Origin of the sequence: Myroides sp. 1354, assembly GCF_030324495.1 — a bacterium.
GTDB lineage: Bacteria > Bacteroidota > Bacteroidia > Flavobacteriales > Flavobacteriaceae > Flavobacterium.
Genome location: NZ_JACAGN010000010.1, coordinates 86,106 through 96,970, shown reverse-complemented (window position 1 = coordinate 96,970; position 10,865 = coordinate 86,106). Strand labels below are relative to the sequence as shown.

Below are 10,865 nucleotides of genomic sequence, written 5' to 3'. Positions count from 1 at the left end.
CTAAAACTAGCTTTTTGGTGAAGTTGCTTTTTTGCTTCTTTATGAAATTCTCTTTTGGAACTATAATTATCATCTATTATTATTTTCCTGAAGTTGAACTACTTTCACTGTAACCCAATAAAGACCGCACTTTCGATTCATTGGTTGCTCAAACAAAAAAAGCAAACACACAGAAAAACAAAGAATCCCCTCAAAAACCTGATAAATATCAATATAAAGGACAAAAATGTCCTCTATATTTGATAGACAAAAATCAACTAACAAAGTGATCATTATGGATACAAAATCACGAAATCTAGGAAGTACACTCGGAATGATAGTCTTATTATTAGGTACATTGAGTTTAGGAAGTTGCGTTAAAAAAGAGTTGAAGAACGTTGAAAAAAATGCTGATTGGGCAGAACGCATCGTTGCACATGGAGAAAGCGAAGCCGAATTGACTGCTCCTCCATTTGTTCCCAAACCTGTAGGATTAAGAGCGGCAACTAAATTGAAGGTAAATTTAGAAATTCTAGAACAAGAGGGAGAAATGGTCGATGGAGTAACCTATATGTATTGGACGTTTGGCGGTACTGTTCCGGGTAGTTTCATCCGCACCCGTGTAGGAGATGAAGTGGAGTTTACCTTAAAAAATCACCCTGATAATAAGTTACCACACAACATTGACTTGCACGCGGTAACTGGTCCAGGGGGTGGAGCTGCTTCTTCATTAGTAGCACCAGGGCATGAAGTGACCTTTTCATTTAAAACCCTTCACCCTGGTTTATATGTGTACCATTGTGCAACAGCACCAGTAGGAATGCACATCGCCAATGGGATGTATGGATTAATCTTAGTAGAGCCAGAAGGAGGCCTTGCCCCTGTTGATAGAGAATACTATGTCATGCAAGGGGATTTTTACACCAAGGGAAATTACGGTGAGAAAGGACTTCAACCTTTTGATATGAATAAAGCCATCAAAGAACAACCCGATTACGTTGTATTCAATGGTCACGTCAATGGATTAGTCAATGACAATGCCATCACAGCAAAAGTGGGTGAAACGGTGCGTTTATTCGTTGGAAATGGAGGTCCTAACCTCGTTAGTTCCTTCCATGTTATTGGAGAAATCTTTGATCGCGTACACGTAGAAGGAGGCGATTTAATCAATGAGAATGTACAAACAACCCTAATTCCTGCCGGAGGCGCGGCCATTGTTGAATTCAAAGTAAATACACCGGGAACTTTTGTGTTAGTTGATCACTCTATTTTTAGAGCTTTTAATAAAGGTGCTTTGGGAATGCTAAAGGTTGAGGGAGATGAAAATGAAAAAGTATTTGCTGGAAAAATTAAAGAGGGAATCTATTTACCAGAAGGAGGAACTATTCAAACCATGCCGAAAGAAACAAAGAGCAAAGAACCCATAGAAAATAAAACTCTAGCACAACAGTTAACCGACGGTAAAAGCATCTTTACGAGAACGTGTTTTGCTTGTCATCAAGCTGAAGGTCAAGGAATAGAAGGCATCTTCCCTCCTCTTGCCAAATCGGATTATTTGAATGCCGATGTCAACAGAGCTATCAAGACAGTTATCAACGGTTTAGAAGGAGAAATTACAGTAAATAAAATCAAATACAACTCCATCATGACGAGTCAAAACCTAAGTGATCAAGAGATTGCGGATGTATTGACTTATGTATACAACAGTTGGGGTAACAATAAAACCGTGGTAAGCCCACAAATGGTACAAAAAAACAGATAATATGCGAATAACTCCTTCCCTTCGATTGGCGATAAATTTGTTGAGCGTTCTAACTGTCACCTTGTTAAATGCTCAGCAAACAACTCCCATGCAAACCATCCGCAGTGGTAGTTTCACTCCCCTTTATGGCAGTACGGAAGAAGGCAATGTCAAAATAGCGGCCTTTCAATTGGATCGATTTGCCGTAACCAATGCGCAGTATTTGGATTTTTTAAAACAAAATCCTTCCTATCAGCGGTCGCAAATCAAAGGTTTATTTGCAACCAAAAGTTACTTATCTCATTGGAAGGGCAATTTAGACTTTGGCGATTTAAACCCACAAGCTCCTGTTACCAATATCTCTTGGTTTGCCGCTAAAAAATATTGTGAATGTCAAGGAAAAAGACTTCCTACTTTAGAGGAATGGGAGTATGTAGCCATGGCTGATGCACAACAAATGGATGCTAGAGAAAAAGAAGCGTACAATCAATATATTTTGGCGTGGTATGAAACACCTAGAACTTACCTCAACCCCGTGGGTAGTACCCCTAAAAATTATTGGGGAGTTTACGATATGCATGGATTAATTTGGGAATGGGTATTCGATTACAACTCTATTTTTTTATCTGGAGAAAGTCGAAAAGACAAAGGAAATGACGAAAATTTATTTTGCGGTAGTGCGTCAATTAACGCTTCCGATTTGATGGATTATGCTGCCTTTATGCGCTATGGTTTTAGAGGTAGTTTACGCGCCAACTTTACAACAAAAAATCTAGGTTTTAGATGTGCGAAAGACCTTTAAAAAATGAATTTATGAAAAAGATATCTCTTTTATTTATCGCTTGTATAGCCTTGTTGCTATCCCAATGTAAGAAAGTAAATCCGACAGAAATCGATACAGCTTCAACCACTGAAAAAATCGAAACAACAGAAACAATCTCAGATCTATCGATCTACAACCTACCTTCCACGTGGACCACACAGGAGGGTAACGATATTGAACTAAAAGAATTACAAGGTCAGGTTTTGGTCATGGTGATGATTTACACTTCTTGCAAAGCCGCTTGTCCACGCTTGGTTGCAGATATGCGTCATATTGAAGAAAGAGTAACTGCAAAAAACAAAGATAAAGTTCGATATATCCTCGTAAGTATAGACCCAACGGTTGATACACCGGAACGCTTAAAAGCCTTTGCTCAAGAAAACAAAATGGAGGGTCAACAATGGCTGTTCTTGCGTTCTACGGAAGCTAATACAAGAGAATTCGCTGCAACGCTAGCGGTCAATTATAAAAAAATATCGCCTATTGATTTTTCTCATTCTAACATTATCAGTGTTTTCAATACAAAAGGAGAGCTCGATTATCAGCAAGAAGGCCTCGGTATTGATTATGCACCAACGATTAAAGAAATTGAAAGACAATTGGCTTCACTCCCTTAAGTAGTTAATTATTGATCAAAGAATCTACTGCTCCAGACTATACTATAGATAGTCAGAGCAGTAGTTCTATTTTATCGAATCTCATTCTTTCGGGAGACAAGAACAATCAAAATCAAACTTACTCCTGCAAATCCCAACATAACTAGAGGTAATTCTTGCATTCCATAATCCGTGATCACTTTTCCTCCTACAAAAGTACCAACAGCAATACCTAAATTCCCTAAAGAGGTGGAGAGACTACTACCCAATTCAAAAGGAACAGCCGTTGTTCGTTGTAAAAAAGCAGTGACATTGAGAAAAACAGGTGTATAAAACAAGCTCCAAATGGCAATTAACCCGGTAATCAAAAAGAAATTATTTCCTGACAAATACAGCAATATAGCGATCCCCATTGCGCCTATCACATAAAACACATTGCTAAATACCACGCCTTTTGCCAATATTTTCCCTCCCATATACATGGCAATTACCCCCACTACACCAAATAGTAGAATCATCAAACTCACTTCAAATCCCGATAATTGTTTTTCTTTGTTGAGGTAGTCTGCAAAGTAACTATAGACACTAAACCACATAGCAATTACGAATAGATTAACCAGTGCACTTCGAATAAAGGAAGCTTTTTTCAGCAAGTTCAATTCACTAATTTTTATGTTTGTTTTTTCTCCTTGAACCTTAGGCAATACCAAATAGATTGCAGCGAACGCAAGTGCGCTAATTATTCCTTGAATGATAAAAATAGCTTGTAAACCAACGAGATTGGTCCAGTATGTAGCCAAAGGAATAGTTGTAAACGAAGCAATGGTTATTCCGCTAAATACAATGCTCATTCTATTGCTCGATTGGTCTTTGGGACTCGTATTTACAGCTATGGCTAAAGCATTGGCAATATACACAGGTTGTAGTAAAGCGGGAATCATTCGCAAGATTAATAATATCCCGAAAGAAGGCAGTAAAACAGAGCCAAAACTGGTAATACTAAACAGGGCAATAGCGAGCAGCATCGTTGTTTTTTTCTCCATGCGGGCAGTCAACATTGTCATAAAAGGGCCAAACAAGGCAATAACTAAAGCAAAACCACTCAACAACCAACTGGCTTGATCAATGGAAATTTGATAATGGGATGCAATTTGCGGTAATACCCCAATTACACCAAATTCAGTGGTAATAATGCTCAATAAACCAAGAGCTCCTACGTAGGCATATTTCTTCATAAAAATAATCGTTATACTTTTGTAAAGACAAAGCGATTGTTGTTTTTATTGCTTTGTATTCACTCGAACAAAAGTATAATGCACAACGCTCAAGAACTAGTGAGACCGCTAATGTGAGTAGCTAACAATTTTGTAAGTCATGGCAAAGAGAAAAGAAAATTCAACCAATAGCATCAATAGAGATTTTATCACAACAAATTGCGATGCCATTTATACCATTTGTAAAATAGGAGGTCGTTGGAAAATGATGATTCTGTTTAACCTGGCCGAATACGAAGTATTGCGCTTTAATGAATTAAAAGAAAAAGTTTACGGTATTACGGATCGTATGCTTTCCCTTCAATTAAAAGAATTAGAGGCAGATCAATTAATTCAGAGGCAAGTATTTGCTGAAGTTCCCCCACGCGTAGAATATGCGTTGACATCCATTGCTCAAGATTTGCTTCCGATATGGCCTGCCTTAGAAGCATGGGGAGCAAAACACCGTGCCCTTCAGGATGATACGGACAAATTAAAGGGAGATTCCTCCATATCGAACAAAACTACCTAAAACAAGCATAACGATGCTAATGCATGTTACGGAGAGGATGTGAAAAGCCATTAAAGGCAGTTTCTCAATATTTGTTTTCAATCGTGGTAAAACAAAGCATTGTGCACTCAACGCAAATAAAACAAGACTGAACAAACAGAGTAGTTTGAGTGAAATCACTGTTTCAATTGGGGTTTTAAATGCGAACCACGTTGTTATTCTCACGTTGTACAAATAAGCCATTCTCACTCCCGTTATAAGCATCACAGCTAATGCGGGCATACCAATCCACTCGTATCTACTTTCAAAAGCAAATAGCTTTTCTACTGATTTTTCTTTCCAAACTTGAGGGAGGATAATGACACTCAATAAAATATGTCCCCCTACCCAAATAGTTGCACCCAGTAAATGGAGCAGTAATAAAAGGTGAATTTCATTCATAATTTGTTCTTTAGACTGACAGTGCTTCTTTAAAAGTACAAGATTATTTTCTTATTTAAGGAAAAAGTGCCTCTAAAAACGAGGCACTTTTATTGTTTATTTATGAATTGAATTTCTGTTCCAATACAATTGCACTAGGAAAGAGAATGTTGTTTTCTAAGTGAATGTGTTTGTGCAAATCTTCTTCAAATTCTTTCAGCATGGCAAAGGTTACTTTGTAAGTATTACAGGCATCCGCTGGAGGCGTATAATTATTGGACAAAGCAGCAATTTTTCGAAAGCGCTCTCCTTCTCCATCATGCTCATGCATCATCATAGCCACTGGATTCTCAACCGTACCAAAATGGGGTGCTTCTATCGCTTGTCCTGTAAGAGTTGCTGATACCATTTTGCGCACAAAAGGAAATAACACCAATTCTTCTTTTTTCAAATGTTGACTGAGTTCTTGCGCACATCCAATAAACAATTCATTAATTTCATGTAATTCGGGATGTCTTTCTCCGTGAACTTTACTCAACTTATTGAGAAACTGCAACAACACTGGTATTTTTTCTTCCACATAGCGATGGTGTGTTTTTTCAATATAATCCGCCAATAAATCTAAGGGCCAATGTCTAAAGTCGATATTATTTACTGCTTGTTGGCTTAATAAGCGTTCTAATTCCCCTATTAATTCCGCAGCATCCACGGACTTTTTATCACATACTTCATCCAGGGTACGTCCCCCTTTACAGCAAAAATCAATTCCATATTTATTGAATACAGCTGCTGTTCTAAAATCTTCTGCTACAAATGAGCCTATTGTTCTATTTTTCATGCAAATATTTTTTTAATGTTAGTTTAAATATGAATAGGACGATGGCAAAAATGCCTATAGTAAATATCACGTCTCCGATGGTACGAAGCCATTTGAGTGTATTCATAGCGGGCAATTGCATCAATTCACTTGAACGCGCATACCACATTCCATGCTGTATACTTTCAATTGCCTGCCAAATACCGATGGGTAAAAGACTCAATAAAGCCATTAATAACAACCCTATATTCAGTCCCCAAAACCCTATTTTTAACAATTTATCATTCCATTGTACCTGTCTGTACATGCTGCGTAAAACGAATAGCATTAAACCAATTCCCAGCATGCCATATACCCCAAACAAGGCGGTATGCCCATGAAGCGGTGTGGTATTCAATCCTTGCACATAATACAGCGCTATTGGAGGATTAATAATAAAGCCAAACACTCCTGCCCCTAAGAAATTCCAAAAAGCTACAGCCACCATAAAGTAAATTGGCCATTTGTAATCTTGTAACCATCCCTTATGTGTTGATACCTTATAATTTTCATAGGCCTCATATCCAATCAACGTTAATGGAACAACTTCCAAGGCACTAAACGTAGCCCCTAATGCCATAACAGCAGTTGGCGTTCCCGCGAAATAAAGGTGATGAAACGTACCAATAATCCCTCCTGACATAAAAATAATGGTTGAAAAGAGCGCCCCATTCGTAGCTGTTTTGGTTTTAATCAACCCTAAACGCACAAATAAAAAGGCTAAAACCACGGTAGCAAATACTTCAAAAAATCCTTCTACCCATAAATGTACAACCCACCATCTCCAATATTCTGCTATAGCGAGATTCGTTTGTCTTCCCCACATCAGTCCAGCACCGTAAAATAAAGCGATTGCCCCACAAGAAATAAGAAATAGAACGATGAGGTTGTGTTGTCCATCTTTAGCCTTTAAAACAGGCAGTAAAGGTCGAATCATTAAAGCGAGCCATAGAAATAGTCCCACAAATAAAAAGAGTTGCCAAAAACGCCCTAAATCGACATATTCATATCCTTGATGTCCAAACCAGAAATTTTGTACGAGATCTAATTTTTGCATAATCCCAAACCATTGCCCAATCATAGAACCTAGGACAATAATAAGTAAGGCTACAAATAAAAAGTCTACGCCAAAAACTTGATACTTTGGATCTTTGCCCCCTACAGCAGGAGCAATATACAATCCTGTTCCCAACCAAGCAGTAGCAATCCAAAAAATAGCCAATTGCGTATGCCAGGTTCGCGTAACCGAATAAGGCAAAATCTGATCCAATGGAATACCGTACAATCCTTGTCCTTCTACTCCATAGTGTGCTGTGATAATTCCCAATCCAACCTGAAGAACCATCAGTAAACTAACGACCCAAAAATACTTTTTGAGCCTTGTCATGCTTTTTGTTGTCACTCCATTGGAAACAGGATCTGCAACAGGAATTAATTCTTCCTCCTCTTTCTTGGATGCCACGTGATAATAGACCAAAACCCCCACGGCAAAAATCAACAGAATAATACTTACGCCTGACCAAGCTAATAAAGGGGTTGTCGCCTTATTTCCAACTAAATCATCTGCAGGCCAATTATGGGTATAACTAATCTCACTAGCTGGTCGATTTGTTACGGTTGCCCATGTAGCCCAAAAGAAAAAAGCATTCATCTGCTTTAATCGCCCTGTATCTTTAATCGCCATATTGGGAATCGCATAATCTTTGCGCAATTGATCGAAAGCAGGATCATCAGTAAATAACTTACTGTAATAATCATCGAGATATAAACGAGCCAAATTGCGTTCATCTGTAATGGTCAAAACCCCCGTAGTTTGATCATAGGTATTAGAGCGAATCATGCGCTGTAAACGCGCCTGCAAAAATGCTTGTTCTTCTTCACTAGCCGCCTGGTAGGTTTTACCATAGACCTCCTTTGCATAGTAATCCAATAAAAACAGTGCTTCGCGGTGTAAATAATCGGCGGTCCAATCGGGTGCTACATAAGCCCCATGTCCCCAAATAGACCCCACTTCTTGCCCACCAATACTTTGCCAAACATTCTGACCATCTTTAATATCTTGGGCTGTAAGGACTACTTGTCCTTCAATTGTTCGAACTTCCGTAGGTATAGGCGGTGCTTCTTGGTAAATTTCTATACCAAAATAACCGAGTACCCCGAAGGAGAATAACATCACTATCGCAAATGCTATCCATAATTTTTTCTGACTTGTATTCATACAGTAAAAATAGAAGACTTTTTTATCCTTTATTTGGTTATAAAAAAAGGGAATATAGATCCCTCCTACACTTAGATCTTTAAAAAAGTATCGCCAGACTTGGTACCATTGGCGAGCTCTTTTAAAGAAGTTGTTTCTAACATTTGTTTTAATTCATTTCGAATCGACTTGAATTTAAAATGAACGGGGCAAGGATGTGTTTCTGAGCACTGCGCTAGGCCCAATCCACAACCTTTGTAAATGGAGTCACCATCAATTACATTAACCACTTCACACAATTTGATTTGATCTAATTGTTGCACGGGAATTTCAAATCCTCCTCCTGCTCCTTTACTGGATGCAATAATTCCTCCTTTGACTAATTTTTGTAAAATCTTAGCAACAAATGCTTCGGGAGCATCTATTTCTTTGGCAATTTCTTTAAAGCCTACGCGCGTTTCTTTCAGTGAGGATACCGAAATAAAAACAACAGATCGAATTGCGTATTCACAAGCTTTAGAAAACATACCTTTACGATTACCAGACAAAGATAAACTATTTTTCATAATAAAAGACGAAAAAGTCTTTTATTGTGAAACAAAAAAAGCGACACGAACTTTTGGTTCTTGTCGCTGTATCTTTTATCTCAAAACTAAGTCTGTAATTAACTCGCGTTTTAATTCTTCGTTCAACATCTTGATAATTTTTTCTCTTCCATAACTCAATTCATCACGAACAATAGAAGAAGATAATTTGACGTACAACGTTGTTCGCTTAAAAGCGATATCTAACGTATAAGAAGTTATTCCAGGTCCTAACACGGCCTTCCAAGCTTCATATACATCAAACTCATTCAATCCTTGATCCAAGTTGTTTTCTGTTCTAAACAGTTGTAACAATTCAGATATACCTTTACCTTCTCGAGTACGAGGGCTAATTTTATTTCGGTTGTAAGGATTGTTTTTATTCACGGTTACTCAGTAATTTGAATTTTCTGTGCTTTTTTATAGAAGTATTTGATTTTGTTTTCATTTTCCATCACCATTTGCTCTTCATTCACGGATATCACACGTTCCTCCCAGGTGGCGAAATCCGTCTTGTACATGAGCCAAACAGCTCCCTCTTTTTCTGCTATGGTAAAAGCTTCTGGCATGTCATTCGTTAAATACTCCCCATTAAACTGAGGAACTACTTTATAACGAACCCCTGTTTGATCTTCTTTTAATTCAAAATAATCGATAGTTGAATTAATCGTATAATCTTTTTCTGAACCATCTGGTAATTCGGCTTTTTCAATTTCCCAATATCCAGTAATATGATTTTTCACCGCCTCTACATCCGCTTTAGACTGACAAGCTTGTAAAAGAATGAGAAGAAATAAGCTAAAAAAAACTTGTATACTGCGCATGCTAAACTCTATTTAAAAAATGAATCGACAAATTCGTATTTGTTGAACACTTGTAAATCTTCAATACCTTCCCCAACACCGATATAGCGAACGGGAATTCTAAATTCATCCGAAATACCAATAACGACTCCTCCTTTTGCTGTACCGTCTAATTTAGTTACCGCTAAAGAAGTAACTTCAGTTGCTGCGGTGAACTGTTTGGCTTGTTCAAAGGCATTTTGTCCTGTAGAGCCATCTAGCACCAACATAACATCATGAGGTGCATCAGCGATGACCTTTTGCATCACGCGTTTCACCTTTGAAAGTTCATTCATCAAGTTCACCTTGTTGTGTAAACGTCCTGCCGTATCAATAATTACAACATCGGCACCTTGTGTTACAGCCGATTGTAACGTATCAAAAGCTACTGAAGCTGGATCACTTCCCATTTGTTGACGTACAATAGGCACTCCAACGCGATCTGCCCATACTTGTAGTTGATCAATAGCGGCTGCTCTAAACGTATCAGCGGCACCTAACACCACATTTAGTCCTGCTTTCTTAAATTGATACGCCAATTTTCCAATGGTTGTTGTTTTTCCAGCACCATTTACCCCTACAACCATGATGACATAAGGCTTTTTATCTTTTGGAATTTCAAATTCTGTTGATTCACCTAATCCAGTTTCAGACAGTAATCCTGCGATTTCCTCTCTCAAAATTTGATTCAGTTCTTCTGTTCCAACGTATTTATCACGGGTAACTCTTGCTTCAATGCGATCAATAATCTTTAATGTTGTGTTTACTCCAACATCAGAAGTAACTAATACCTCTTCTAGATTATCTAAAACATCGTCATCAACTTTAGATTTTCCAGCGACTGCTTTGGTTAATTTAGAGAAAAAAGACGTTTTTGACTTCTCCAATCCCTTATCTAAAGTTTCCTTTTTTTCTGAAGAAAATATTCTTTTAAAAAAACTCATAACGTTCCTATTAGTTTGTACAAATATAAAGAATAAAAGTATATCATCTTATAGCGGTTGCTATAACTAAAGTGTATAAAAATGAAAAAAGCTACCTGTATCAGGCAGCTTTTTTTCAA

At 37.8% G+C, this 10,865-nt stretch carries 12 protein-coding genes; 4 read left to right on the top strand and 8 right to left on the bottom strand.

What is annotated here, in order from left to right; translation table 11 throughout:
* Window positions 1-274 precede the first annotated feature (274 nt).
* From nirK to HX004_RS11565, 3 genes are read left to right on the top strand one after another with little or no spacing between them, the layout of a single operon-like run.
* Entirely contained in the window at window positions 275-1,741 is a 1,467-nt protein-coding gene (nirK, locus tag HX004_RS11575) for a copper-containing nitrite reductase (RefSeq protein WP_286442680.1), read from the top strand.
* 1 nt (window position 1,742) lies between these two features.
* Window positions 1,743-2,522, top strand: a complete 780-nt coding sequence (locus tag HX004_RS11570; protein ID WP_286442679.1) for a formylglycine-generating enzyme family protein — start codon at window positions 1,743-1,745, stop codon at window positions 2,520-2,522.
* A gap of 11 nt (window positions 2,523-2,533) precedes the next feature.
* Window positions 2,534-3,160, top strand: coding sequence for an SCO family protein (locus HX004_RS11565; protein WP_286442678.1), 627 nt, complete (start codon window positions 2,534-2,536; stop codon window positions 3,158-3,160).
* Between the two features lie 71 nt (window positions 3,161-3,231).
* On the opposite strand, the gene HX004_RS11560 is transcribed toward HX004_RS11565, so the two are convergent.
* Window positions 3,232-4,374, bottom strand: coding sequence for an MFS transporter (locus HX004_RS11560; protein ID WP_286442677.1), 1,143 nt, complete (start codon window positions 4,372-4,374; stop codon window positions 3,232-3,234).
* 139 nt (window positions 4,375-4,513) lie between these two features.
* Here HX004_RS11560 and HX004_RS11555 point away from each other — a divergent pair, with 139 nt between their 5' ends.
* Window positions 4,514-4,924: a winged helix-turn-helix transcriptional regulator gene (locus tag HX004_RS11555; protein WP_286442676.1), complete on the top strand. Its 411-nt coding sequence runs from the start codon at window positions 4,514-4,516 to the stop codon at window positions 4,922-4,924.
* On the opposite strand, the gene HX004_RS11550 is transcribed toward HX004_RS11555, so the two are convergent.
* The 7 genes from HX004_RS11550 to ftsY form a co-directional block, all read right to left on the bottom strand.
* On the bottom strand, window positions 4,886-5,344 hold the full coding sequence (locus HX004_RS11550) for a CopD family protein (RefSeq protein ID WP_286442675.1): 459 nt from the start codon (window positions 5,342-5,344) through the stop codon (window positions 4,886-4,888). The genes HX004_RS11555 and HX004_RS11550 overlap by 39 nt on opposite strands.
* A 100-nt stretch (window positions 5,345-5,444) precedes the next feature.
* Window positions 5,445-6,161, bottom strand: coding sequence for an iron-sulfur cluster repair di-iron protein (ric, locus tag HX004_RS11545; RefSeq protein ID WP_286442673.1), 717 nt, complete (start codon window positions 6,159-6,161; stop codon window positions 5,445-5,447).
* Complete coding sequence (locus HX004_RS11540; RefSeq protein ID WP_286442672.1) at window positions 6,151-8,397, bottom strand: nitric-oxide reductase large subunit; 2,247 nt, start codon at window positions 8,395-8,397, stop codon at window positions 6,151-6,153. Before HX004_RS11540 ends, ric begins: the two co-directional genes overlap by 11 nt.
* Window positions 8,398-8,468: 71 nt before the next feature.
* The gene (locus tag HX004_RS11535; RefSeq protein ID WP_286442724.1) at window positions 8,469-8,903 is read right to left on the bottom strand and encodes an RrF2 family transcriptional regulator; all 435 of its coding nucleotides are present in this window, start codon (window positions 8,901-8,903) and stop codon (window positions 8,469-8,471) included.
* A 114-nt stretch (window positions 8,904-9,017) separates the two neighbouring features.
* Window positions 9,018-9,347, bottom strand: a complete 330-nt coding sequence (locus tag HX004_RS11530; RefSeq protein WP_286442671.1) for a DciA family protein — start codon at window positions 9,345-9,347, stop codon at window positions 9,018-9,020.
* Window positions 9,348-9,349: 2 nt separating this feature from the next.
* Window positions 9,350-9,784 (bottom strand): hypothetical protein, encoded by a 435-nt coding sequence (locus tag HX004_RS11525; protein WP_286442670.1) that lies wholly within the window; start codon window positions 9,782-9,784, stop codon window positions 9,350-9,352.
* Window positions 9,785-9,792: 8 nt separating this feature from the next.
* Entirely contained in the window at window positions 9,793-10,746 is a 954-nt protein-coding gene (gene ftsY, locus HX004_RS11520; RefSeq protein ID WP_286442669.1) for a signal recognition particle-docking protein FtsY, read from the bottom strand.
* Between the last annotated feature and the right edge of the window lie 119 nt (window positions 10,747-10,865).

Excerpts from the sequence above, each read along its gene's own strand:
- nirK (WP_286442680.1), top strand. The coding sequence starts at position 275 with ATGGATACAAAATCACGAAATCTAGGAAGTACACTCGGAATGATAGTC.
- HX004_RS11570 (WP_286442679.1), top strand. The coding sequence starts at position 1,743 with ATGCGAATAACTCCTTCCCTTCGATTGGCGATAAATTTGTTGAGCGTT.
- HX004_RS11565 (WP_286442678.1), top strand. The coding sequence starts at position 2,534 with ATGAAAAAGATATCTCTTTTATTTATCGCTTGTATAGCCTTGTTGCTA.
- HX004_RS11560 (WP_286442677.1), bottom strand. The coding sequence starts at position 4,374 with ATGAAGAAATATGCCTACGTAGGAGCTCTTGGTTTATTGAGCATTATT.
- HX004_RS11555 (WP_286442676.1), top strand. The coding sequence starts at position 4,514 with ATGGCAAAGAGAAAAGAAAATTCAACCAATAGCATCAATAGAGATTTT.
- HX004_RS11550 (WP_286442675.1), bottom strand. The coding sequence starts at position 5,344 with ATGAATGAAATTCACCTTTTATTACTGCTCCATTTACTGGGTGCAACT.
- ric (WP_286442673.1), bottom strand. The coding sequence starts at position 6,161 with ATGAAAAATAGAACAATAGGCTCATTTGTAGCAGAAGATTTTAGAACA.
- HX004_RS11540 (WP_286442672.1), bottom strand. The coding sequence starts at position 8,397 with ATGAATACAAGTCAGAAAAAATTATGGATAGCATTTGCGATAGTGATG.
- HX004_RS11535 (WP_286442724.1), bottom strand. The coding sequence starts at position 8,903 with ATGTTTTCTAAAGCTTGTGAATACGCAATTCGATCTGTTGTTTTTATT.
- HX004_RS11525 (WP_286442670.1), bottom strand. The coding sequence starts at position 9,784 with ATGCGCAGTATACAAGTTTTTTTTAGCTTATTTCTTCTCATTCTTTTA.
- ftsY (WP_286442669.1), bottom strand. The coding sequence starts at position 10,746 with ATGAGTTTTTTTAAAAGAATATTTTCTTCAGAAAAAAAGGAAACTTTA.